Genomic DNA, 23960 nt, shown 5'->3' with positions numbered 1-23960 from the left:
GGCGGCAACGGAATGTCCTTCGCCGCCGACGCGACCGCCAGTACCAGGGCCAGATCCGCCGCCGGCTCGTTGATGCGCATCCCGCCCACCGTCGCCGTGAAGACGTCGTACTCCGACAGGCGGATCCCCCCGCGGCGCTCCAGCACGGCCAGCGCCATCGCCACCCGGGCCGAGTCCAGGCCGCTCACCGCCCGCCTCGGCGACGGCAGGGCCGACTTCGACACCAGCGCCTGCACCTCGCCCAGCAGCGGCCGCTTTCCTTCCACCGCAACGGTGACGGCCGTGCCGGCGACACCCGTCTCACGGCGGTTGAGGAACAGGCCCGACGGGTCGGGAACGCCCAGGATGCCGTCGTCGACCAGTTCGAAGCAGCCGACCTCGTCCGCGGGGCCGAAGCGGTTCTTCACGCCGCGCACCATGCGCAGCGACGTATGCCGATCGCCCTCGAAGTGGAGGACGACGTCTACCAGGTGTTCCAGCACGCGCGGACCGGCGATCGAGCCGTCCTTCGTCACGTGGCCGACCAGGATGACCGGCAGGTCGCGTTCCTTGGCCAGCGCCACCAGTGCGGCCGTGACCGCGCGGACCTGGGTGACGCCGCCGGGGGTGCCGTCGATCTCCGGGGAGCCCAGGGTCTGGACCGAGTCGATGACGAGCAGGCCTGGCTTGACCGCGTCCACATGGCCGAAGACCGCCGAGATGTCGCTCTCTGCCGCCAGGTACATCGACCCGTGAACGTTGCCGGTGCGCTCGGCACGCAGCCGCACCTGACCCGCCGACTCCTCGCCGGTCACATAGAGGGACGGGCCGGCGGCGCCGTCGCGGGCCGCCCAGCGGAAGGCCACCTCCAGCAGGAGTGTGGACTTGCCCACACCCGGCTCGCCGGCCAGCAGCACCACCGCACCGGGCACCAGGCCGCCACCCAACACCCGGTCGAGCTCCGACACCCCCGTCTGCCGGGCGCGCGCGGCCTCGACGTCGACCTCGGCGATGGGGCGCGCGGGAGAGCTGGGCACGCCGGCCGCGATCTTGGCCAGCACTGCCCTGGTGGGCACGCCGATCTCCTCTAACGTGCCCCAGGCCTGGCATTCCTGACACCGGCCGAACCACTTGGCGGACTCGTTGCCGCACTCGGCGCAGCGGTAACCGGGCTTGCTGGATCGCGTGTTCTTGGCCACGGGACGAACTTAGAGGGGGGCACCGACAATTCCGGGACGACCGCCCGGGGGCAGGTCAGTGACTCTCGGCCTCGGTGGTCGCGGGGTCGGACCGGGGGGTGTCCGGCGTGTCGATCGGCACCTGGATGGTGACCGAGCCGGCGTTGGCGAAGACGAACGTGACCGGGACGTTCTTGCCGGGATCCAGGTCCGCCACCAGATCGGTGAGGACGATGCTCATCCGGCCGACCTGGGTCTGGACCTCGCTGGTGGGCGTGACCGTGGTCCCGGGCGCCGACGAGGACGAGGAGGCCGCCCCGCTGCCCGAGGTCTCCGGCGGGCTCGTGGTGGTGCCCGGCGCGGAGCTCTCGGTGGTGGTGACCGCCGCCGAGGACGACGCCGTCGGCTGCTCCGGCACGACGACCAGCAGGCGGCTGTGAGCCGGCAGCTTGGTGCTGCCGATCAGCTGGACGGACCTGGCCGCCGGGCTCGACACGGACACGAGCTCGTCGTCGGTGCCGCCGGTGTTGACGATGGTGAGGACCAGCGGCGCCTGGTCGCCCTTCTTGTACGTGCCCGACTTCGGGTAGGCGAGCACGACGTCGCGCAGCGCGATGTCACCGACGTCGGCCATGTTGCCGTTCACGGCGGGCTCGATGTTGTCCGTCTGGGTGACCTGCCCAGCGCTGCACCCGGCGATGCCGAGCAGCGCGACGAAGCCAACGGCCACCGCCGGCACGATCTTGCGCAGAGCGCTCACCATCGCGGTCCTTCCTCGGGCAGGCCAACTCACGCCGAAGGGTAGCGGTGCCGGCCGACACCACGATCGAGTGGTCTGCCTGGCACGCCAACCGACTTCGCGATTTCTCGTCCACTGTGGATGGGTGGCGCCGGTGATCGGAATTACGTCACGGATCCTCGAGCACGCCTCGAGCGGATTTGTCAACCCCATGCCGCCTCATCACGTAGCCGCTGACCTGCGGTTACGGATCGTGGGTCCGATACACGCCCACCCCGGCTCGTGTTAACATGGAGTCAGCGAAAGGGGCAGAGGACACATGGTTTTCAAGGTCGGAGAGACCGTCGTCTACCCGCACCACGGTGCCGCACTCATCGAAGCAATCGAGACCCGCGTGATCAAGGGCGAGGAGAAGAAGTACCTCGTCCTCAAGGTCGCGCAGGGTGACCTCACCGTACGCGTTCCCGCGGACAACGCCGAGATCGTCGGTGTTCGGGATGTCGTCGGCCAAGAGGGTCTCAATCGTGTCTTCGATGTCTTGCGTGCTCCTCACACCGAGGAGCCGACCAACTGGTCCCGGCGGTACAAGGCCAATCTCGAGAAGCTCGCCTCTGGCGACGTGAACAAGGTGGCCGAAGTGGTGCGCGACCTCTGGCGGCGCGAGAAGGATCGCGGATTGTCCGCCGGCGAGAAGCGCATGCTCGCAAAGGCCAGGCAGATCCTCGTCAGCGAGTTGGCGCTGGCCGAGGGCACGGATGAGGGCAAGGCCGAGGTGATCCTCGATGAGGTCCTCGCCACGGCGTCGGTCTAGCCGGCCCTGAGCAACAACAGAATCGACGCGGAAGCCGTCGCGCTCGTCCCCGCAACGGGGCTAGGTGAGCGCTTTGGTAACCGCGACCCTGAGGCGCTCGTCCGAGTCCGCGGGGTTCCGCTCGTCGTACACGCCGTACGCGGCCTGCTCAACGCGGGTTGCGTGCGGCGCGTCGTCGTTGCGGCGCCTGTGTCGCATGTGGACATCGTGCGCGCGGCCCTCGCCGACGCGAACGCCGACGCGCTCGTGGTGCCCGGCGGGGCCGACCGCGGCGAGTCGGTGCGCCTGGCGCTGAAGGCCGCGCTGGCCGAGTCGCCCGACCTCTCCGTCGTGCTGGTCCACGACGTCACGCGGGCGTTCAGCCCGCCGGAGCTGGTCCGGGCGGTCGTGGCCGCGGTGGCCGGCGGCGCACCCGCGGTCGTGCCGGTGCTGCCGGTCGCGGACACCGTCAAGCGCGTCGACGCGGACGAGATCATCACCGAGACGGTCAGCCGTGCCCAGCTGCGGTCCGTGCAGACGCCCCAAGGCTTCACCGTGGACGTGCTGGCCGCGGCCGACGGGATCGACGACGCCGAGCGGCTCGGCGTGCCGGTGTCGACCGTGCCCGGGCACCCGGCCGCGATGAAGGTCGGCACACCCTTCGACCTCGCGGTCGCCGAGGCGCTGCTCGGGGCCGGGTCGTGACCCCCCGGGTCGGGATCGGCACCGACGTGCACCCGCGGGAGTCCGGCCGGGAGTGCTGGATCGCCGGCCTGCGCTGGGACGGCGTCGACGGCTGCGCGGGGCACTCCGACGGCGACGTCGCGGCGCACGCGCTCTGCGACGCGCTGCTGTCCGCGGCCGGGCTCGGCGACCTCGGCGCGGTGTTCGGCACCGGCGATCCCCACTGGTCGGGCGCGCACGGCGTCGAGCTGCTCGCCGAGGTGCGGTCCCGGTTCGAGGCGGCCGGCTACCTGCTGGGCAACGCCGCGGTCCAGGTCATCGGCAACGCACCGAAGATCAGCAAGCGGCGCGCGGAGGCCGAGCAGGTCCTCTCGGCGGCGCTCGGCGGCCCGGTCTCGGTGTCCGGCACCACCACGGACGGGCTGGGCCTCACCGGCCGCGGCGAGGGCGTCGCGGCGGTCGCGACCGCGTGTCTGGTCCCGCGCGACTAGTCTCGTAGTCCTGCCTCCCACAGGAAGAGAAGACCCGTGAGCTTACATTTGTTCGACACCGCGAGCCGGAGCGTGCGGGAGTTCCATCCCGTGCGGCACGCAACGGCGTCGATCTACGTGTGTGGGCCCACGCCGCAAGGACCGCCGCACATCGGGCACATGCGCGGCGCGCTGAACTACGACGTGCTGCGCCGCTGGCTCACCCACCAGGGACACGCGGTCACGCTCGTGCGCAACGTCACGGACGTGGACGACAAGATCCTGACCAAGGCGGCCCAGCACGACACGCCGTGGTGGGAGTGGTCGGCGAGGTACGAGCGCGAGTTCGACGACGCCTACACCACGCTCGGCGTGCTGCCGGCCTCGATCGCGCCCCGCGCCACCGGGCACGTCACGCAGATGGCCGAGATGATCCAGCAGCTCATCGACGGCGGCCACGCCTACGCGGCGGCCGGCGACGTGTACTTCGCGGTGCGCTCTTTTGCCGAGTACGGGGCGCTGTCGGGGCAGAAGCTCGACGAGGTCCAGCAGGGCGAGACGGCCGCGGAGGGCAAGCGCGACCCGCGCGACTTCACGTTGTGGAAGGGCGCGCGGCCGGGTGAGCCGTCGTGGCCGACGCCGTGGGGGCCGGGGCGGCCGGGCTGGCACCTGGAGTGCTCGGCGATGGCGCTGACCTACCTGGGCGGCGAGTTCGACATCCACGGCGGCGGGCTCGACCTGGTGTTCCCGCATCATGAGAACGAGCTGGCCCAGTCCCGCGCGGCCGGGCACGGGTTCGCCCGGTTCTGGATGCACAACGGGATCGTCGGGATGGCCGGCGAGAAGATGTCGAAGTCGCTGGGCAACGTCGTGTCGATCCCGGAGATGGTGCGCCAGGTGCGGCCGCAGGAGCTGCGGTACTACCTGGTGGCGCCGCACTACCGGTCGACGATCGAGTACTCGCTGCCCGCGCTCGAGGAGTCGGTGCGCGCCTACCAGCGGGTCGAGTCGTTCGTGCAGAAGGTGGCCGCGCGCACCGGTTCGGTCGAGCCCGGCTCGGTCGGTCCCGAGTTCACCGCGGCCATGGACGACGACCTCGGCACGCCGGCCGCGCTCGCCGCCGTGCACACCACCGTACGGGCCGGCTTCACCGCGCTGGACGCGGGCGACGACGCGGCCGCCCGCGAGGCGGCGGCGACGGTCCGCGCGCAGCTGGCGGTGCTCGGCCTGGACCCGCTGACCTGGACCTCGTCGTCCACAGTGGACAGCTCGGTCGCGGCCGCGCTGGACGCGCTGGTCGGCGAGCTGCTCGAGGAGCGCCAGAAGGCACGCAAGGCGCGGGACTTCACCGCCGCCGACGCGATCCGGGACCGGTTGCTGGCCGCCGGCATCACCATCGAGGACACCCCCGATGGTCCACAGTGGACATTTAAGGACAGCTGACGTGGCTGGAAACTCCAAGCGCCGGGGCGCGATCCGCAAGTCCGGCACGAAGAAGGGCGCGGTCGTCGGCTCCGGCGGCCAGCGCGCGAAGAGCCTGGAGGGCAAGGGCCCGACGCCGCGCGCGACGATCCGGCCGGGTCACCCCGCCCAGCGCCGGGCGACCGCGCAGGCCAGGTCCGCGCAGCGCCGGTCGAAGGACAAGCCGACCGCCGAGCTGGTGGCCGGGCGCAACCCCGTGGTCGAGTGCCTGCGTGCGGACGTGCCGGCCACGGCGCTGTACGTGCAGCTCGGCGTGGACGCCGACGACCGGGTGGCCGAGGCGGTGCGGCTGGCGGCCGACCGCGGGATCTCGGTGCTGGAGGTGGCCAAGCCCGAGCTCGACCGGCTCACGGGTGGGGCGCTGCACCAGGGCCTGTCGCTGCAGATGCCGCCGTTCGAGTACGCGCACCCCGACGACCTGCTGGACGCCGCGACCGAGTCCGCGGAGCCGCCGCTGCTGGTGGCGCTGGACGGGGTGACCGACCCGCGGAACCTGGGTGCGGTGATCCGCTCGGCGGCCGCGTTCGGGGCCAACGGGGTGCTGGTGCCGCAGCGGCGCAGCGCCGGGGTGACCGCGGTGGTGTGGCGGACGTCGGCGGGCACCGCGGCCAAGATCCCCGTCGCCCTGGCCACCAACCTCACCCGCACGCTGCGCGCGTACGCCGACGCCGGGATGATGATCGTCGGCCTGGACGCCGACGGCTCCATCACCGTCGACGACCTGTCGCTGGCGACGTCGCCGCTGGTCGTGGTGGTGGGCTCGGAGGGCCGCGGCCTGTCCCGGCTGGTCCGCGAGGCCTGCGACGAGACGGTGTCGATCCCGATGGCCGCGGGCGTGGACTCGCTGAACGCCTCGGTCGCGGCCGGCGTGGTGCTGGCCGAGGTGGCCCGGCGGCGGCGCGTCACCGGGCGGACCTGACCCGGGACCGGTCCCGGGTCGCGCGTCCTAGGCTGGGCCGCAGACGATGGGGGTGGGCATGGACGTCGTGTATCCCGGGCCGTGCCCGCTGCTCGAGAAGTGTGAGCGTTGCGGGACGGAGTCGGGGCTGCGGGTCGTGCTCGCGGAGTTCCCCGACCTTGCGTACCGGTTCTCGGACAACCCGGCCGGCCAGGCGTGCGCGACGCTGTGCGCCGGGTGCCGCGAGCTGTCGTTCGGCTACCTCTTCCAGCCCTACCGGGTGGCGGAGCTGGTCAAGCGGCACGAGGCCCATCTGCGGGACTGGCGCCGGGGCTGACCCGGTTCGCCGCGTTCAGGCACCGCCGGCCCTCGGTTCGGTCGTGGCGATCCGGGTGAGAAGGGTCATCCTCTCCGACGCTGCCCGGCTGCGGCGTTCCGGCAGGTGAGTGCGTAGGACTCGGATAAGGTCAGGCGTCCTTCCCGGGGAGGTGAGGTCGGAGGATGTCGTTCGCCAGCCCGTTGTTCCTGTGGATCTTCACGCCCGTCGTGCTCGCACTCGTGCTGTTGTGCCCGCGCACCTGGCGCAACGGCATCGTGGCCGTGGCGAGCCTCATCTTCTACACGGTCGGCGCGGGCCCGACGGTGATCCTGCTGCTCGTCTGCATGGTGGTGAACTACCTGGCGGGGCAGGCACTCGAGCCGGACGAGTGGGCGCTGGCCAAGAAGCGCAAGCGGGGCCTGCTGATCGCGGTGATCGCGTTCGACGTGGCGGTGCTCGTGGTGTGGAAGTACGCGGGCTTCCTCACCCAGCAGCTGGACGGCTTCGCGCGGCTGTTCGGCGGGGACTTCCCGGTGGTGCACCTGCTGCTGCCGATCGGGATCTCGTTCTACACCTTCCACAACATCTCCTACGTCGTGGACATCTACCGCGGTGAGCGCCCGGCGCTGCGCCAGCCGGTGTCCTACGCCACCTACATCTCGATGTTCCCGCAGCTCATCGCCGGTCCGATCGTGCGGTACCGGGAGATCGCGGACCAGCTGCCGCAGCTGCGCACGCACCGGCTGGACGACATCGCGGCGGGCTTCCCGCGGTTCGCGCTGGGGCTGTGCAAGAAGGTCATCATCGCCGACTCGCTCAGCCCGCTCGCCGACGCGTGCTTCTCGACGCCGAACGGCGAGATGACGTTCGCGGTGGCGTGGGTGGGGGCGCTGACGTACACGCTGCAGCTGTACTTCGACTTCTCGGGGTACTCGGACATGGCGATCGGGCTGGGCCGGATGCTGGGGTTCCGGCTGCCGGAGAACTTCGCGCGCCCGTACTCGTCGGTGACCGTGACCGAGTTCTGGCGGCGGTGGCACATGTCGCTGTCCCGCTGGTTCCGCGACTACGTCTACATCCCGCTGGGCGGCAACCGGCACGGCAGCGCCCGGACGTACCGCAACCTGTGCATCGTCTTCGTGCTGACGGGTTTCTGGCACGGCGCGAACTGGACGTTCCTGGTGTGGGGCCTCTACCACGGCGCCCTGCTGATCATCGAGCGCGGCTTCCACCTCGACCGCTCGCCGACCCGCGCCGGCCACGTGGTGCTGCGCCGCGCCCTGACGATGCTCCTGGTGATCCTGGGCTGGGTCTTCTTCCGTTCGACGGACATGTCCCAGGCCCTGACGATGATCGGCCACATGCTGCTACCGGACTTCACGGGGACGACGGACCTGGTGACGGAGGCGTTCACGAACCAGCGCCTGGTGATCCTGCTGCTGGCGCTGGCCATCGTCTTCCTGCCGGCCCACCCGGTGACGGGCCCGATGCTGGAGTCGTCGCGCTCCCGAACGGCGACGGCCCTACGGGTGACGGTGATGACGGCCGGCCTGTTCTACGCCACCATCCTGACGGCTGCGGGCACATTCAGCCCGTTCCTGTACTACCAATTCTGACCGCGGCGCACGTGCGGGGCGGGGGGCGGTCCGCGATACTGCTCGCCTCATCGAACTCGAGGGGCTTCCGGTCGTGGCCGACGACTTCTTCGCGCACTGGCAGGTTTACCTGTCCATGCCGGTGATCGCGGCTGTCATCGGGTATCTCACCAAGCGGGCGGCCATCGAGATGATGTTCCGGCCGCTGCGGTTCGTCGGACTCAGGGAGCCGTGGCTCGGGTGGCAGGGGGTCGTGCCGCGGAACTCCGAGCGGATGATCCGGGTCTCCGCCGACCTGCTCACCGAGCGGCTCGTCGACACCAAGGAGATCTTCCAGCGACTGGATCCCGGGCGGCTGGCGAAGGAGATCGAGGGGCCGCTGCTCGTCGTCGTCGACGAGGTGGCTCGGGAGGTGATGCGGGAGTACCAGCCCGGGCTCTGGGAGCTGCTGCCACCACTCGCGCAGGAGGTCCTCGTCAAGCAGGTGCAGGCCGGGTCCCCGCTGATGGTCAAGCGGATCATGGCCGAGATCCAGGAGAACATCGACGACGTCCTCGACATCCGGCAGGTCGCCGTCGACGCGCTCACCCGGGACAAGGCGCTGCTCATCAGGCTCATCCGGGACATCTCCAAGCCCGAGATGGCCTTCATCGCCCGCTGTGGGGTCTACTTCGGACTCGTGCTCGGGCTCGTCCAGACCGTCGTGTGGGCGGTCACCAAGAACCCGCTCGTGCTGCCGCTGTTCGGCGCGGCCATCGGGTGGTTCACCGACTGGCTCGCCATCAAGCTCGTCTTCTTTCCCCGCCGCCCCAAGCGGATCGGGCCGCTGCGGCTGCAAGGCGTGTTCCAGCGCCGGCGGGACGAGGTGGCGAAGCAGTACGCGGAGATCGTCGCCCGCGAGGTGATGACCGTGCCCAACATCCTCGCGGCCGTCCTCACCGGGCCAAGGGCCGACCGGCTGCTCGGCATGATCCACGAAACGGTGCTGCGGACCATCGACGAGCAGGCCGGCGCCGCCAGGCCTGTCATCACGGTGGCCGTCGGGGCCGAGCGGTACCAGCGGATGAAGCACGCCGCCGCCGACCGGGCCATGCGCTACCTGCCCGACACGATCAAGCACGCCACGGACTACGCGACCGAGGCCCTCGACATCCGCGACACGATCGCCACCCGCATGCGCCGGCTCACCCGCATCGAGTACGAAGGCCTGCTGCGCCCCGCGTTCCGGCAGGACGAGTGGAAGCTGATCGCGGTCGGCGCGGTGATCGGCGCGGTCATCGGGGAACTGCAGGTACTGCTGCTACTGCACTAGTCGCCACGCCGCGCCGCCGCCCGCCCCGGCCGCGCACCAGGCTCAGCACCCAGCACACGAGGTAGATGCAGAACGAGATCGCCGTGACGAACGCGCTCACCGGCGCGCCCGGCGCCAGCGACAGCAGGATCCCGCCGACGGCCGAGACCTCAGCGAACACGATCGCCAACACGGTGGCACGCAAGGGGTTGGCCGTGACCCGGCAGGCCGCGGCCGCCGGTGTGATCATCAGCGCCAGCACCAGCAACGCGCCGACCGTCTGCACCCCGAGGGCCGTCGCGACCCCGACGAGGACCGCGAACACCAGCGACAGCGGCCCGGTCGGCACGCCTCGCGCACGCGCCACCTCCGGGTCCACCGACGCGAACAGCAGCGGCCGGTAGATCACCAGCAGCACCAGCAGGACCGCGATCGCGCACCCGCCGAGCAGCGCCAGCGACGCGAAGTCCACGCTCACGATCTGCCCCACGAGGAGCCCGAACTTGTTCGACGCCCGCCCCGGGTAGAACCACAGCAGCAGCACGCCGACACCGAGCCCGAACGCCAGCACCGCCCCGATCACCGAGTCGTGCTCGGAGCTGCGCCGCGACAGCAGGCCGAGCACCAGCGCGGCGACCACCGCGCCGGCCAGCGCCCCCTGGCCGACGTTGATGCCGAGCAGCAGGGCCGCTGCGCCGCCAGTGAACGACAGCTCGCTCGTCCCGTGCACCGCGAACGCCATGTTGCGGCTCACGATCAGCGGCCCCAGCACCCCGGCCAGCAACCCCAGGATGGCCGCCGCCAGCAACGCCGTGCGCACGAACGGGAAGCTCAGCAGCTCAGCGGTCAGCTGGAAGTCGAACAGCTTGTCCATCTCAACCCGGTTCCTCGTCGTGCAGGTGGTGCGGCTGGTCCTCGCACAGCCCGCTCTGCGCGCCGACCACGTGGATCTGGCCGCCGACCCGCACGACGTCGACCTTCGCGCGGTACAGCTCGGACAACGTCGCCGCGGTCATCACCTCGTCCGGCCGGCCGATCCGGAACCGGCCGTCCACCAGGTACAGCACCCGGTCCACCAGCGGCAGCACCGGGTTGATCTCGTGCGTGACGAACAGCACGGCCGTGTTCGCCGACCGCCGCCGCCCGTCGATCAGCGAGCTCACCACCTGCTGGTTGGCCAGGTCCAGCGACAGCAGCGGCTCGTCGCACAGCAGCACCTCGGGCTCGCTGATCAGCGCCTGCGCCACCCGCAACCGCTGCTGCTCACCACCGGAGAGCCGGCCGACCGGGTCGGCGGCGAAGTCGTGCGCGCCGACGGCGTCCAGCGCCGCGTCGACCTTCGCCCGGCGCGCACGCATGCCGCGCAGGCCGACCCCCCACCGGTGACCGTCGAGGCCGAGGCCGACGAGGTCGCGGCCACGCAGCGTCACGCTCTCCTCCATCGCGCGCTGCTGCGGGATGTAGCCGATCTTGCGGTTGCCCCGCCCGGGTGGCGCGCCCGCGATCCGCGCGGTGCCCGAGGTCAGCGGCTGCAGGCCCAGCAGCACGCGCAGCAGGCTCGTCTTGCCCGACCCGTTCGGCCCGAGCACGGCCACGAACTCCCCCGGCGTGACGTCGAGGTCCAGGTTCGACCACAGCACCCGGCTGCCGTACCCCAGCGTGGCGCCGCGCAGGGACACCGCCGCGGCGGAGGCGGCGGGTCGCACGGAGAGGTCGGGAGCCGAGTCCCGGTCGACGGTCATGACTTCGACAGCGCGCCGGCGAGCGTGTCCAACTGCTTGGTCATCCACTCAACGTAGCCCGTCACGCCCTGTGGCAGCGTCTCCGTCACCTGCACGACCGGTATGCCGGCCTTCGCCGCGGCGTCGGACAGCGAGTTGGTGATCGGGGTCTCGGTCTGCGCGTTGTTCACCAGCACCGCGACCTGCTTGCCGCTGATCAGCTGGGTGGTCTCGGCGACGACGGCCACCGACGGGTCGGTCTCCTGCTCGATCGCCTCGGAGAACTTCGGCGGCGTCACGTCGGTCAGGCCGGCCGCGTTGAGCAGGTAGTGCGCGACCGGCTCGGTGGCCACGACCTTCGCGCCCGGGTGGTCCTTGCCGATCTGCGCGGCCTGGCCGGCGATGGTGTCGACCTTGGCGGACAACGCCGCGGCGTTGTCGGCGAACGTGGCCTTCTTCGCGGCGTCGATCGCGCCGAGCTCGTCGGCGATCTTGTCGGCCACCTTCTTGACGGTCGGCGGGTCGTACCAGACGTGCTCGTTCTCACCCTCGGCGTAGCCGGAGACCTTGAACGCGTCGACCTGCCTGGCCTTGGTGCCGGTGGCCTGGACCAGCTTGGTGAAGAAGTCGTCGTAGCCGCCGCCGTTGTAGACGGCCAGGTCGGCGCCGGCGAGCGCGGTGGCTTCCTCCGGGTTGTCCGGGTGCGCGTGCGGGTCGCTCGACGCGTCGTTGATGAGCGACCGGACGCTCACCGCGTCCCCGCCCACCGCCTGGGCGACGCTGCCCCACACGTTCGTGGACGCGATGACGGTGATCTTTCCGCCCGCGGCGGCTCCCCCCGTGCCACCGCTCGCGTCATTTCCACATCCGGCCAGCGCGAGCGTCAGCGCGCCGACCGAGGCCAGCACGGGAATCGAACGGGACAGCCTCATCAGGCACTCCTCCGCGAACACATGCATGTCTCGCTATAGGTAATGGAAACCGTTTTCGACTACGCTGCGCCGACTATACGACGTCCTCAGGAGGTCCGTTACCGCGACCGGGCGAACCGTGATCCATCTATCTGGTGAAGTCACGGTGAGCAGTTGGACTTCTGCTCACCGTTCTGAACCGTTACGGTCAGCACATGGCGCGACCTATGCATGCTCGTCGGCCGGCGACACTGGCGTCGCTGGCCGCAGAGCTCGGCGTATCGCGTACCACCGTGTCCAACGCCTACAACCGGCCCGACCAGTTGTCCCCCGAGCTACGCAGGCGGGTGCTGGAGACGGCCCGCCGGCTGGGCTATCCCGGGCCGGACCCGGTCGCGCGCTCACTGCGCACGCGCAAGGCGGGGGCGGTCGGGTTGCTGCTCACCGAGAACCTGTCCTACGCGTTCCGCGACCCCGCGGCGCTGGGCTTCCTCGAGGGCCTGGCGCTCGCGTGCGAGGGCGCGGGGCAGGGCCTGCACCTCGTTCCGGTGAACCCCGAGCGGGAGGACGTGACCGCGGTGCACAGCGCCGGGGTCGACGGGTTCGTCGTGTACTCGGTGCCCGACGACGACCCGCACCTGGCCGCGGTGCTGTCCCGGCCGGTGCCCACCGTGGTGTGCGACCAGCCGCGGGTGGACGGCGTGGACCTGGTCGGGATAGACGATCACGCGGCGATCGGGCAGCTGGCCGGGCGGCTCATCGGTCTGGGGCACCGCAACATCGGCGTTGTCTGCATGCGGCTCGCGCGCGACCGCAACGACGGCTTCGCCTCGGTCGCGCGGCAGCGGACGGCGCACTTCCACGTGCAGCGCGCGCGACTCTCCGCGCTCGCGGACAGTTTCGAGGCGGTCGGCGTGGACTGGGCGCGGGTGCCGGTCGTGGAGCGGTTCGACCACAGCACGGCCAGCGGTCAGTCCGCCTCGGCCCAGCTGCTGGACGCGAACCCCGAGGTCACGGCGTTGATCTGCACCTCGGACATCCTCGCGCTGGGTGCCCTGAACGAGGCCCAGCGGCGCGGGCTGCGGATCCCGCACGACCTGACCGTCACCGGCTTCGACGGCATCGCCGAGGCCGAGCGGCTCGGGCTGACGACCATCCGCCAGCCGGTGCTGGAGAAGGGCCGCGCGGCCGGGAAGCTGCTGCTGGGCGCGGCCGAGCACAGCCGGCCGCGGCACATCACGCTCGACACCGAACTGGTGATCGGCACGACGTCGGCGCCGCCGCGGACTACCGAGGAGCGCTGGTTCGGCCCGTGACCTGGGCCGCCGGCAAACAGACGTTCGATTCATCCCCAGCTTTGTCCACAGGTGTGGACAACTGGCTCAGGGGGTCATCGTCAGCGCGACCGGTGGGCCCGTGAGCGCGCCGAGCTTGCCGATCACCCGGTAGGAGCCGGCCGGCACGGTGGTGCGGTGCGTCGGACAGCCGGGCGCGGACGTGCGGCCGGCCCAGTTCAGCGAGAACTCCAGCGGCTTGCCCGGCGCGAGCGTGCGCGTGTCGGTGGCGGGCGGGCCGTAGCAGTCCTTGCTGGACCACAGCCGGGTCCTGCCGTCCGCGCTCGTGATCACCAGCTCGCGGAGCTTGCGGCTGACGTCGCGGGTGCACGGGACCTTGCCGGTGTTCACGACGAGCAGGTGGAGCAGCGGGCGCCGGCCGACCTGGTAGGACGGCTGGCCGGGCTGGGCGACGACCTTGATCACCGCGTCGGGGCAGGGCTTCGCCGGGCCGGGCGGGGTGCTGGCCGGCGGGGCCGGCCGGGTGGTCGGCCGGCCGGTGGGGGCGGTGGTCGGGGACGCGGCGGGCGGGGCGGTCGTCGGCGAGGTGGTGCTCGACGGGGCTCCCGCGGGCCGGGTGGACGGTGGCGGGGAGCTGGGGGCGGCGGCGAGTTCGCGCGAGCCGGCGGTGCCATGCACGGGCTGATCGTCCGCGGCGCCGACGAGGCCGCCGATGATCCAGGCCAGCAGCACCACCGCGAAGACGCACACCCCGGCGGCGAACGCGCGGCGACGCCAGTAGACCGAGGGCGGCAGCGGGCCGGTTGGTTCGATCATTCGCCGACGGTAACTCCGTGCGTGCGCTGAACCGGGGATCTTGGAGTGCCTCGATTGGGGGATTTGCCCAGGTCGGCTGGCTGCGCCAGGTAACCAATGACATATTGCCGAGGACCGGAGACACTTGTTCCAATGGGTAATCGAGCAGGAATTCAGCGCCCCACCGCAGTGTCTTCGAATGAGACCAGGGAAGCCCGGCGGCCAGGAGTGGACCATGACCGCGATCGACGAGCTACTCGACCGACACGCATCCGGTGTCGACCACGGCGCGCCCGAGGTGCCGACACCCGTACCCAGCCTGCACCTCGCCGTGGTGACCTGCATGGACGCCCGGATCAAGGTGTTCGACGTCTTCGGCCTCAGGCACGGTGAGGCACACATCCTGCGCAACGCGGGCGGCATCGTCACCGACGACATCATCCGGTCGCTCGCGATCAGCCAGCGCAAGCTCGAGACCCGCGAGGTGATCGTCATGCAGCACACCTCGTGCGGCCTGTCCACGTTCACCGACGACGAGTTCAAGGACGAGCTCGAGGAGGACACCCGGCTCCGGCCGCCGTGGGCGATCGAGACGTTCCGCGAGGTCAAGGACAGCGTGCGGCAGTCGGTCGAGCGGGTGCGGCGCAGCCCCTTCCTGCCGAAGACCGACACGGTCCGCGGGTTCATCTACGACGTGCGGACCGCCGAGCTGACCGAAGTCTTCTGAACTAGCATCACTCGGCGATGAGCCTGGACGCACGTGTGCTGACCGACTGGTTCGCCGAGAAGGCCCGGGACCTGCCCTGGCGGGACCCCGGCTGCTCGGCGTGGGGCGTGCTGGTCAGCGAGATCATGCTGCAGCAGACGCCGGTCGCCCGCGTCGAGCCGGTCTGGCACGAGTGGCTGGCCCGCTGGCCGCGACCATCCGACCTCGCCGCCGCCACCCCGGCCGACGTGCTGCGCGCGTGGGGCAAGCTCGGCTACCCGCGCCGCGCGCTGCGGCTGCGGGACGCCGCCACGGCGATCGCGGCCGACCACGGCGACGTCGTTCCGTCCGATGTGGACACCTTGCTCGCGCTGCCCGGGATCGGCGCGTACACCGCACGGGCGGTGGCCGCGTTCGCCTACCGCAGGCGCTGCCCGGTCGTGGACACCAACGTGCGCCGGGTGATCGCCCGCGCGGTCCACGGCGCGGGCGACGCCGGACCCGCCTCCACCACCCGGGACCTCGCCGACGCGGACAGTCTGCTGCCCGCCGACGACGAGCTCGCCGCGCGGATGTCCGCGGCGCTGATGGAGCTCGGCGCGGTCGTGTGCACGGCCCGCGCGCCGCGCTGCGCGGACTGCCCGGTGTTCGACGCGTGCGCCTGGCAGCGGGCGGGAAAGCCGGCGTACGCCGGGCCCGCCAAGCCGGTGCAGCGCTTCGCCGGCACCGACCGGCAGGTGCGCGGGCTGCTGCTGGACGTCCTGCGGGACACCTCGACCCCGGTGGCGAAGGCCCGGCTGGACATCGTGTGGTCCGACGCCGGCCAGCGCGACCGCTGCCTGGACTCCTTACTCACCGACGGCCTCGTCGAGCAGACGGCCGACGGGCTGTTCGCGTTACCCGGAGAGCACTGAGCCAAACGGCAACACGATGCTCTGGTAATTGGGGAACTCTTGTCATCGGGTAACCGGGTGACTACCGTCGGCAGTGGTAATCAACCGAGCCAGTCACCGATCTGGGCCTGGTGGCCCCGTTTTGTCGAGGGAGATCGAGATGGCCGTAACTCGTCGTGCCCTTTTACGCGGCGGATTCACCGTCACCGCAGTCGGCGCCCTGGGCGCCACGATTCCGATCAGCGCCGGCGCGGCCGGCTCACCGAGAGCCGTGACCCGCCCGACCATGCACGGGTGCGCCGAGTGGGGCGCCCGGCCGCCGAACGGCACCATCCAGGTGCTCGACCACAAGCCGACCTACATCGTCGTGCACCACACGGCGGGCGGGAACTCCAACGACTTCTCGCTGGCGCACGCCTTCCAGATCTCCCGGGACATCCAGAACTTCCACATGGACGGCCGCGGGTGGATCGACACCGGCCAGCAGCTGACCAACAGCCGCGGCGGGCACATAACGGAAGGCCGGCACCGCAGCCTGGAGATCCTCGACGGCGGCACCCGGCACGTCATGGGTGCCAACGTGGGCAACCACAACAGCGAGGTCATCGGGATCGAGAACGAGGGCCTCTACTCCTCGGTGAACGTCACCCAGCAGCTGTGGGACTCGCTGGTGCGGCTGGTCGCCTACATCGCCCAGAAGTACGGCATCCCGACGTCGCAGATCAAGGGGCACCGCGACTTCAACGCCACCGAGTGCCCCGGCCAGGTCCTTTATGGACGGTTGCCGGAGCTGCGGAGCGCGGTGGGCGCGATGCTCGGCACGGCGGTCACCCAGCCGCAGTCGTGGCCGCTGCTGAAGCCGGGTGCGTCGGGCGCGAAGGTTCTTGCGGCACAACACCTCCTGCGGGCCCGCGGCTTCGGCGAGGTGCCCACCGACGGCGTGTTCGGCACGTCGACGTTCGCGGCGGTGCGCAAGCTCGCGACGTCCGCCGGGGTGGCCTACGAGCCGTGCTACGCCAGCCGGACCGCGGACGAGAGTGGTTTCGTGGGCTCGACGACGTGGCCGCTGCTGGTTCGCACGGTGCGCGCCGGCGACCCGGGTGACGTGGCCGCGGCGGCGCGGACGCTGTTGACCAGCCGGGGCGAGCGGGCCGGCGGCGACGTGGTCGTCGACACCGCGAGGTGGCAGCGCCTGCTGAGCTGACGGTCGCGGCGCTGTGGCACCCTGCGGCCATGGCGCAGGCGCTGGAGCTCTACTTCGACGACGAGGCCGATGCCGCCGTGCGTGGGTTGTGGCGCAGGCTGGACCAGGCAGGAGTGCCCAGCCTGGCCACCCGCACGCACGGCCGGCACCGGCCGCACGTCACGTTCGCGCTCGCGAGCGTGATCCCGCCGAGGACGCGGGACGCGCTGCGCGAGGACCTGCGGCTGCTGTCGATCCCGCGGCTGTGGCTGTACTCGCTGTCCGCGTTCTCCGCGAGCGACGCGGGCCTGATGATCAGCGCGGTCGTCGACACCGAGCTGCTGGCCGTCCACTCGGCGGTGCACGACGTGCTGGCCAAGAAGGTGAAGCAGCCCTCGGCGTACTACCTGCCGGGCTCGTGGGTGCCGCACTGCACGCTCGCCCAGGGCCTCGAGGCGCCGCAGGTGACCGCGGGGTTCGCCGCGTTGTTCCCGCTGGCGCCGATCAAGGCGCGGGTGAGCGAGGTCGCGGTCTGCGACACCCACACGGGAGACACGGACCCGCTGCTCGTCACCGGCTGAGCACGTCGGACAGGAAGGCCTCGACGGCGCCGCGGTAGGCGTTCGGCGCGTCGTGGTGGACGACGTGGCCGGCGCCCTCGACGACCAGGTGCCGGCCGCCGCCCGGCGCGCGCCTCGGGAGCTGTGCCAGCTGGCCCGGCGGCATCGCGCTGTGCCCGGCCTCGATGGCCAGCAGCGGGCAGTGGACCTTCTCGACGAACGGCCAGTAGTCGCGCTCACCCCACTCGGCGGCGATGCCGTAGAGGTCCTCGAGGTCGGCCATCAGGTGGTAGCCGTCGTCGCGCTCGACCACGCACTCGGCGAAGTAGTCGCCGAGGTCGCCGAAGAACTCGCGGACGTGCGCGAGCGAGGCGAAGGGCACCGGCCAGGAGTCGAAGTAGGCCCGCCACGGGTCGACGGTCCTGCCGCGCTGGTCGGGCGCCATGTCCTCGACGACGACCGCCCGGACGAGCTCGGGGTGCTCGGCGGCGAGGCACCAGGCGTGCAGCCCGCCCATGGAGTGGCCGATCACGATGGCCGGCTCGTCGAGGACGGCGGCCGCGTCGGCGACGAAGTCCTCGGTGTGCCAGCCGCCGCCGCGGTGCGGGCTGCGGCCGTGCCCGCGCGCGTCGAGCCCGACGACCCGGCCGTACCGGGTGAGCCAGCGGGCGACCGGCCACCAGGTGCGGGCCCTGCCCATGAGGCCGTGGAGCAGCAGGATGGTGGGGCCGGTGCCGCCGAACTCGATCACATCGGGTCGTGTCGCCACGGGTGTAGTCATATACCGTCCGAACCCACCACGGCATCACGGCGCGTCAGCCAGGATGGGCGGCGGTCACCGAAGACGGGAGCTGTTTGAGAATGGATCACGGCACGGCCGTCCGCGCCGCCTGCCTCGCCCTGGCCGCGCTGAGCCTGGCCGCGTGCACCTCGCGGTCGGGTGGGAACCAGGCGCCGGACGGTGCCGCCACCACCGCGCCGCAGCCGACGGAGCAGGCCCAGCCGGGCGCGGACGGCGTCGGGGACCCGTACTACCCCAAGGACGGCAACGGCGGGTACGACGTCACCGGCTACCACGTGTCGATCAGCTACAACCCGGCGAACCGCAACCTCGACGGGAACACCGTGGTCACCGCCACCGCGACGGGTCCGCTCGACAAGTACAACCTGGACCTGCAGGGCCTGAAGGTGAGCGCGGTCGAGGTCGACGGCAAGGCGGCCCGGTTCGCGCGGGCCGGCGAGCACGAGCTGGTGATCACCCCGCCGGCGCCGATCGCCGATGGCGCCAAGTTCGCCACCCGGGTCCGCTACGCCGGTGTGCCGCAGAAGGCCGAGAAGGGCACGCTCGGCGAGAACGGCTGGCAGCTCTCGACGTCGGGCGGCGCGTTCGCGGCGGGCGAGCCGCACTCGGCGACGTCGTGGTACCCGGCGAACGACACTCCCCGCGACAAGGCGACGTTCAAGCTCGACGCGCGGGTGCCGAACGGCTGGAGCGTGATCTCGAACGGCCGCGAGTCGCCGGCCACCCGCGGGTCCGACGGCTGGACGACGTTCCACTGGTCGGAGCCCAACCGGATCGCGACGTACCTCACGACGGTCGGGATCGACAAGTGGACGTTCGAGCGGTCGACGCTGCCCGGCGGGGTGCCCGTGGTGAGCGCGTACGCGCCGGGCGCCGAGGAGAAGAAGCGGGTCGAGTCGCGGCTGCCGGAGATCCTCGAGTTCCTGTCGTCGAAGTTCGGGCCGTACCCGCAGAGCGCGGCCGGCGGGATCTACATCAACGAGAACATCGGCTTCTCGCTGGAGACGCAGGGCCGGCCCATCTATGCCGCGTGGGCGGAGCTCGAGGTCGTCGTGCACGAGAACGCGCACCAGTGGTACGGCGACTCGGTCACGGTGGAGTCGTGGAAGGACATCTGCCTGAACGAGTGCTTCGCGAGCTACGCCCAGTGGCTGTGGACGGAGGCGAAGGACGGCGCGAACCTCGACGACCGGTTCCGCCAGGAGGTGGCCCGCTCGACGGACCGGTTCTGGAGCGGGAAGCTCTACGACATGGGCCCGGGCAACGAGTTCACGTCGGTCTACAACAAGGGGCCGCTCGCGTTGCACGCACTGCGCCGCCAGATCGGGGACGAGGCGTTCAACCGCGTGCTGCGCGAGTGGGCGACGGAGCACCGCGACTCGAACGCGTCGTGGCCGGAGTTCGAGCAGTTCGTGCAGAAGATCGCCGGACAGGACCTGAGCAAGTTCTTCGCGGCGTGGTTCCACTCGGACAAGCAACCGGCGGACGAGTTCCTGTACCCGGGGACGCTGCGCAAGTAGGCACCCGCTCGCGGATCCGTCCTAAGTGGACGCCTCCGGCCCCCGGTATCCATTCTACCGACGGACGCCGACAATCCCGGCCACAGTGGACGAAGCCTGTGGACAACCACCGGGATCGGGCGTGGCGTGGCCTCCGGCCCCCCGGAACCAAGCCTACCGTCCAACACCGACAATCGTCGTCGCCCGCGAAGGTGGCTGTGGACAAGCAAAGGAAGGCGCCGACTGTCCACAGGGCCACCTCGCGAACGCCGGAACTGTCGGACCGCGCCCGTAGAATGGTTACCGGGGGCCGGAGGCCACGTCCGGCCCGATCACGGTCGCTGTCCACAGGCTCGCTCGGCGGCGCCCGGAAATGTCAGTGTGCGTCAGTACGCTGGTTACCGGGGGGCCGGAGGCCATGTCCGGCCCTGATCCAGGTGGTTGTCCACAGGTCCACTCGGTCGCGGCCAGAATGTGTCGGTGTCCGTCAGTACGCTGGATTCCGGGGGCCGGAGGCCGCCCGGGTCACGGCATCACGATTTCGGACACGATCGCGTTGTGGTCGCTGCCCGGGATGTTGAACACCGCGTAGCTCGCTATCGCGCAGCGGTTGTCGGTGAGGATGTGGTCGATCGTCACCGGGGGGCCGAGCGGCAGGTTCTGCCACGTGCCCATCAGGCCGTCGCCCATTTCCTCGCCCGCGTCCGAGTACCCGCGGTCCACCAAGGCGCGGAACGCCGCGTGGTCGAAGGTCGCGTTGAAGTCGCCCGCCAGGATGCGGACCCGCTCGCCTGGAGTCGGGCCCGGGAGCTCGGACAGCTCGCGGCGCCACGTCGCCGCGCTGTTGGCGCGGACGCCCGGCTGCGTGTGGACCGCGGTGAGCTCGACGTCGTCGCGGCCGGGTAGGTCGACCACCATCGACGGCTGGGACAGGGTCGTCTCGTCCATCAGGATGATCTTGCGCAGCGGGTAGCGCGACGCCACCCCGGTGCCCTCGCCGCCAACGCCGATCTCGAAGAGGCGCTCCGGGAACAGCTTCGCCAGCCCCGCCTTGTCGAGCGCCACCACCTCCGACTGGGTCAGCTCGGGCATCACCAGCACGTCCGCCTTCTGGCTGCGGGCGATGTCGACCACCGTGCGCGGGTCGGCCTTGCCCAGGAACAGGTTCACCGACATGATCCGCAGCCGCTGGCCGTTCGCGGCCGGCTGTTCCTCCGACAGCAGGCGCGGCATCAGCAGCACGCCGAGCACGATCGCCAGCAGCAGCACCACGATGCCGACCACCCGACGACGCAGCAGCACGCACAGCAGCCCCAGCACGAGCCCGCCCGCCGCCACGTACGGCGTCAGCGCCATCGCGGCGACCAGCTCCTCGTTCGGCTCGATGCCGGCTATCCGCAGTACGACGAACGCGACGAACAGCAGCGCCAGGAACACCAGCAGGAACCCGAGCTTGCGCCCACCGAACCGGCGGCGCGGACCGTCGTCGTCGAAGTCGGGCTCCACCGGCGGGTCGAGCTCCCGCGTCGAGGACTTACCCACGGCGTTCGTTCCCCCGCCTGTAGTTGCCCGTGACCCGCGCCAGCAGCTGCTGCGCATCGTCCTCGGAGGCCTGCGCGAGCCGGCCGAGCAGGCGGGACGCGGCCGGGCCGCGCACGGTGGTGACCACGCGGCCACCACGTGACACGAGCACCTGCCCGTCCTTCGTGGTCCGCCAGTCGAACGGGTCGTCCTCCAAGCCCATGGCTACAGCATGCCGTAAGCCCGCACCGGCACCGGGCATTCAGGCCTTGGCCAGGGTCGCGGTCACCCGGACGACCCCCGGCTCCTCGGCGGCCTCGTAGGAGAAGGCCAGCTGGGCACTCGTGCGGGTGAGCGTGACGGTGCCGTCCACGGTGCAGGAAAAGCCCGGGTTGTTGTCGATGTGCTCGTCGACCACGAGCTTGTCCGGGGCGGCCGAGACCAGGGTGAGCGAGCCGGAGCAGTCCAGCCCGGGGTAGGTGATGTCGCCGATCCGGGTGCCGACCGGGCCGTTGCGCAGGGTCAGCTCGGCTGTATAGGTCCGGTCGCTGGTCGGCTGGTTCGCGGGCCCGACGGACCGCCAGCTTCCCAGGAACGCCTGGTCCACCGCGTTGGCACCGCCCGGGGGCGGGGTGCTGTCGAGGTGGGCGCGCAGGTAGTCGGCGAGCACCCGGCCGGTCGCGGCGTGGCCCTTCTGGTTGGGGTGGAACGAGCGGTTCGTGTACGTCTTCTTGCCCTTGTCGTCGCCGAGGGTGATCCCGTTGAGCCAGGGGTCGTCGGTGCAGCGGCCGTGTCGCGCCCCGTCGGCGGGCTCGTAGGGGTCGTGGGCGATGTCGAGGAAGTGGAAGGTGACGCCCGCGGCGCGGTGCCGCTGGTTCGCGTCGGCGACGGCCTCGGCGAGCCGCTGGTTCAGGTAGGCGCCGACGCCGCGCAGCATGGGGACGTCGAACCAGGAGACGCCGGAGCACATGCCCGTGACCTTCTGGACGCGGCCCCAGCGGTCGACCTCCTCGATGAGGTTGGGGTAGCCGGTGACGACGACGTCCCCACCGCGGGCGACGACCTCGCCGGCGAGGAGGTCGAGCAGCTCGGGCATGGTGATGTTGCCCGCGTACTCGCCGTGGTCGATGCGCTCGCGGCCGGCCAGCATGTCGACCCGGCGGCGGAGCTGGACCTCGCTCTCGACGCAGCCGATCCGCCAGTCGGTCCAGGACTTCTGGCGGGCGCCGAGGCAGCCCTTGATGACCTCGGAGAACTTGATGTTGTTGCCGCCGAAGCTGAAGGTCACGAGGTCCCAGCGGTCGGGACTGCCCTCGCGGTCGCGAGCCTCGTGGACCTGCCAGGGCGCCTCGTCGGTGATGGCGCCGGTGCAGGCGACGAAGTCCGGCTTGCGCAGGCGGAGCTCGGTGCCGGCGAGGCGCTGGGCCTCGACCGCCCAGGCGCTGGCCGCGCCGCCGGTGGCGCGGCGGCAGTCGCGGCCGAGGGTGTCGCTGTAGGCGGCGGGGGTCTGCTCGATGCCTTCGCCGGAGGAGTAGGAGTCGCCGAGGGCGAGCCAGGTGCGGTCCTGCTGCTGGGCTTGGTGCGCCGGCGCCTGGTGCGTCGGTGTGGGCGCCAGCAGGCCGGCGAGGAGTGCGAGGGCCAGGAGCTTCACCGGGCCGCCTCCAGCTCGTCGAGGCGCTGCTGGACCCGGCCGGTGGACTCGGCCAGCGGGGTGACCCGCTCGTCGTCCATCGCACGGCCGGCGACGCAGGCGGTGAGGGTGGCGCCCAGCGAGGTGCGCTCGTCGCCGAGGGCGCCGCGCAGCACGTCGTCCGGCACGGCCTCGATGACGAGGACCAGCTGGTCCGGCGGGGCGTCGCGGTCGAGGGTGGCGCCGACCTGCCGGCACCGCTCGGCGGTCGGCTTCGCGCCGAGCCCGACGGCGGCGCGGTGCATGGTCATCGCGGGGGCGCCGGCGCCGGCAAGGTAGTCGAGCGTCCGCGCGGCCAGTTCGGCGTCGGGCGCCGGGAGCCCGCTGGGATCGGCCGAGGGCCGGGTGCTCGTTCCCTTGGCGGGAATCGGCGTGCCCGCGTCACCGCCGTCATTGACCACGACGAGCACAACGACCACCGCGGCCGCAACGACGACCAACCCCGCCAACCCGACGATCAGCCACCGCCGGCCCGCCCCCTCGCTCACGCGCCAACCCTAAGCGCCCCGACGAGCCCACGCCCCCGGAACGACCATTGACGGCAAAATCGAGGGGTGCGGCCGGGCGGGCGGCCAATGGCGGGCCCGACCAGGGGTGGTCTGGTGGGAGTCGCTGCCGCGAACGGCCCGGACACCGCCACCACCGGCCGACCGGAACAAAGGCTGGCGAGCCAGCGGTCCCGAGATGATCAGCGCGAGCACACGACGCAGGCCAGCGCCCGGGCCAGCTGGTCTGCGCGGAGCCGCCCAGAGCCCGCGCACCGCCGCTGGCCGCCGCGAAACCCACCCGAAGCGATGAGCAAGCCACCCGCAGGCCACGGCAGGGTCGCAGCAGCAACGGGAAGGACTGGGGGACGACGAAGGCGGGCCCGGTCGAAACCGGACCCGCCTTCGTGGCTCGTCGTGCTTACTCGCCGGAGGCTGCTGCCTCGTCGGCGTCGCCGCCGCTGGAGGCTGCCA

Annotated in this window: 25 protein-coding genes; 14 read left to right on the top strand and 11 right to left on the bottom strand. The window is 71.4% G+C overall.

Annotated elements, in window-relative coordinates; all coding sequences use genetic code 11:
• The coding region (gene radA / locus VGD70_RS15630; RefSeq protein ID WP_331082177.1) for a DNA repair protein RadA at positions 1-1178 on the bottom strand (1178 nt) is incomplete at its 3' end.
• A gap of 55 nt (positions 1179-1233) precedes the next feature.
• Positions 1234-1920: a hypothetical protein gene (locus VGD70_RS15625; protein ID WP_331082176.1), complete on the bottom strand. Its 687-nt coding sequence runs from the start codon at positions 1918-1920 to the stop codon at positions 1234-1236.
• Between the two features lie 295 nt (positions 1921-2215).
• On the opposite strand from VGD70_RS15625, the gene VGD70_RS15620 reads away from it, so the two are divergent.
• From VGD70_RS15620 to VGD70_RS15585, 8 genes are all read left to right on the top strand, one after another.
• On the top strand, positions 2216-2707 hold the full coding sequence (locus tag VGD70_RS15620; RefSeq protein WP_075129788.1) for a CarD family transcriptional regulator: 492 nt from the start codon (positions 2216-2218) through the stop codon (positions 2705-2707).
• Between the two features lie 21 nt (positions 2708-2728).
• Positions 2729-3391, top strand: coding sequence for an IspD/TarI family cytidylyltransferase (locus VGD70_RS15615; RefSeq protein WP_331082179.1), 663 nt, complete (start codon positions 2729-2731; stop codon positions 3389-3391).
• Positions 3388-3861, top strand: coding sequence for a 2-C-methyl-D-erythritol 2,4-cyclodiphosphate synthase (ispF, locus tag VGD70_RS15610; RefSeq protein ID WP_331082175.1), 474 nt, complete (start codon positions 3388-3390; stop codon positions 3859-3861). The genes VGD70_RS15615 and ispF overlap by 4 nt, the downstream gene beginning before the upstream one ends.
• A 36-nt stretch (positions 3862-3897) precedes the next feature.
• Positions 3898-5283 (top strand): cysteine--tRNA ligase, encoded by a 1386-nt coding sequence (cysS, locus tag VGD70_RS15605; protein WP_331082174.1) that lies wholly within the window; start codon positions 3898-3900, stop codon positions 5281-5283.
• A gap of 1 nt (position 5284) precedes the next feature.
• Positions 5285-6241 (top strand): 23S rRNA (guanosine(2251)-2'-O)-methyltransferase RlmB, encoded by a 957-nt coding sequence (gene rlmB / locus VGD70_RS15600; RefSeq protein ID WP_331082173.1) that lies wholly within the window; start codon positions 5285-5287, stop codon positions 6239-6241.
• A gap of 58 nt (positions 6242-6299) precedes the next feature.
• Positions 6300-6557, top strand: a complete 258-nt coding sequence (locus tag VGD70_RS15595) for a hypothetical protein (RefSeq protein WP_331082172.1) — start codon at positions 6300-6302, stop codon at positions 6555-6557.
• A gap of 164 nt (positions 6558-6721) precedes the next feature.
• Positions 6722-8155, top strand: coding sequence for an MBOAT family protein (locus tag VGD70_RS15590; protein WP_331082171.1), 1434 nt, complete (start codon positions 6722-6724; stop codon positions 8153-8155).
• A gap of 115 nt (positions 8156-8270) precedes the next feature.
• Complete coding sequence (locus VGD70_RS15585) at positions 8271-9446, top strand: DUF445 family protein (RefSeq protein WP_331082178.1); 1176 nt, start codon at positions 8271-8273, stop codon at positions 9444-9446.
• Here VGD70_RS15585 and VGD70_RS15580 read toward each other — a convergent pair.
• From VGD70_RS15580 to VGD70_RS15570, 3 genes are read right to left on the bottom strand one after another with little or no spacing between them, the layout of a single operon-like run.
• Entirely contained in the window at positions 9409-10299 is an 891-nt protein-coding gene (locus VGD70_RS15580) for a metal ABC transporter permease (protein WP_331082170.1), read from the bottom strand. The genes VGD70_RS15585 and VGD70_RS15580 overlap by 38 nt on opposite strands.
• 1 nt (position 10300) lies before the next feature.
• On the bottom strand, positions 10301-11167 hold the full coding sequence (locus tag VGD70_RS15575) for a metal ABC transporter ATP-binding protein (RefSeq protein ID WP_331082169.1): 867 nt from the start codon (positions 11165-11167) through the stop codon (positions 10301-10303).
• Positions 11164-12078 carry a metal ABC transporter solute-binding protein, Zn/Mn family gene (locus tag VGD70_RS15570; protein ID WP_331082168.1) on the bottom strand — a complete coding sequence of 305 codons (915 nt, stop codon included), beginning with the start codon at positions 12076-12078 and terminating at the stop codon, positions 11164-11166. Before VGD70_RS15570 ends, VGD70_RS15575 begins: the two co-directional genes overlap by 4 nt.
• A 194-nt stretch (positions 12079-12272) precedes the next feature.
• Here VGD70_RS15570 and VGD70_RS15565 point away from each other — a divergent pair, with 194 nt between their 5' ends.
• Positions 12273-13373, top strand: coding sequence for a LacI family DNA-binding transcriptional regulator (locus tag VGD70_RS15565; protein ID WP_331082167.1), 1101 nt, complete (start codon positions 12273-12275; stop codon positions 13371-13373).
• 66 nt (positions 13374-13439) lie between these two features.
• On the opposite strand, the gene VGD70_RS15560 is transcribed toward VGD70_RS15565, so the two are convergent.
• The gene (locus VGD70_RS15560; RefSeq protein ID WP_331082166.1) at positions 13440-14168 is read right to left on the bottom strand and encodes a hypothetical protein; all 729 of its coding nucleotides are present in this window, start codon (positions 14166-14168) and stop codon (positions 13440-13442) included.
• 214 nt (positions 14169-14382) lie between these two features.
• On the opposite strand from VGD70_RS15560, the gene VGD70_RS15555 reads away from it, so the two are divergent.
• The 4 genes from VGD70_RS15555 (at position 14383) to VGD70_RS15540 (ending at position 17510) form a co-directional block, all read left to right on the top strand.
• Positions 14383-14874: a carbonic anhydrase gene (locus VGD70_RS15555; protein ID WP_331082165.1), complete on the top strand. Its 492-nt coding sequence runs from the start codon at positions 14383-14385 to the stop codon at positions 14872-14874.
• Positions 14875-14891: 17 nt separating this feature from the next.
• Entirely contained in the window at positions 14892-15767 is an 876-nt protein-coding gene (locus tag VGD70_RS15550) for an A/G-specific adenine glycosylase (protein ID WP_331082164.1), read from the top strand.
• A 139-nt stretch (positions 15768-15906) separates the two neighbouring features.
• Complete coding sequence (locus VGD70_RS15545; protein ID WP_331082163.1) at positions 15907-16950, top strand: N-acetylmuramoyl-L-alanine amidase; 1044 nt, start codon at positions 15907-15909, stop codon at positions 16948-16950.
• A gap of 29 nt (positions 16951-16979) precedes the next feature.
• Positions 16980-17510, top strand: coding sequence for a 2'-5' RNA ligase family protein (locus VGD70_RS15540; RefSeq protein ID WP_331082162.1), 531 nt, complete (start codon positions 16980-16982; stop codon positions 17508-17510).
• On the opposite strand, the gene VGD70_RS15535 is transcribed toward VGD70_RS15540, so the two are convergent.
• Positions 17500-18270, bottom strand: a complete 771-nt coding sequence (locus tag VGD70_RS15535) for an alpha/beta hydrolase (protein ID WP_331082161.1) — start codon at positions 18268-18270, stop codon at positions 17500-17502. The two genes, VGD70_RS15540 and VGD70_RS15535, sit on opposite strands and share 11 nt — an antisense overlap.
• 80 nt (positions 18271-18350) lie before the next feature.
• On the opposite strand from VGD70_RS15535, the gene VGD70_RS15530 reads away from it, so the two are divergent.
• A complete protein-coding gene (locus tag VGD70_RS15530; RefSeq protein WP_331082160.1) occupies positions 18351-19811 on the top strand; it encodes a M1 family metallopeptidase in 1461 nt (486 codons plus the stop codon).
• Positions 19812-20315: 504 nt separating this feature from the next.
• Here VGD70_RS15530 and VGD70_RS15525 read toward each other — a convergent pair.
• Genes VGD70_RS15525 through VGD70_RS15510 form a run of 4 tightly spaced genes read right to left on the bottom strand, consistent with a single transcriptional unit; the run spans position 20316 to position 23489 of the window.
• Complete coding sequence (locus tag VGD70_RS15525) at positions 20316-21332, bottom strand: endonuclease/exonuclease/phosphatase family protein (RefSeq protein WP_331082159.1); 1017 nt, start codon at positions 21330-21332, stop codon at positions 20316-20318.
• Complete coding sequence (locus VGD70_RS15520) at positions 21325-21534, bottom strand: hypothetical protein (protein WP_331082158.1); 210 nt, start codon at positions 21532-21534, stop codon at positions 21325-21327. The genes VGD70_RS15525 and VGD70_RS15520 overlap by 8 nt, the downstream gene beginning before the upstream one ends.
• 39 nt (positions 21535-21573) lie before the next feature.
• Positions 21574-22962, bottom strand: coding sequence for a GDSL-type esterase/lipase family protein (locus tag VGD70_RS15515; protein WP_331082157.1), 1389 nt, complete (start codon positions 22960-22962; stop codon positions 21574-21576).
• A complete protein-coding gene (locus VGD70_RS15510; protein WP_331082156.1) occupies positions 22959-23489 on the bottom strand; it encodes a hypothetical protein in 531 nt (176 codons plus the stop codon). Before VGD70_RS15510 ends, VGD70_RS15515 begins: the two co-directional genes overlap by 4 nt.
• Positions 23490-23960: the final 471 nt, after the last annotated feature.

It is taken from the genome of Actinophytocola sp. (assembly GCF_036402745.1).
Lineage (GTDB): Bacteria > Actinomycetota > Actinomycetes > Mycobacteriales > Pseudonocardiaceae > Actinophytocola.
Note: the sequence above shows the minus strand (reverse complement) of the source record. Positions and strands in the feature narration are given on the sequence as shown.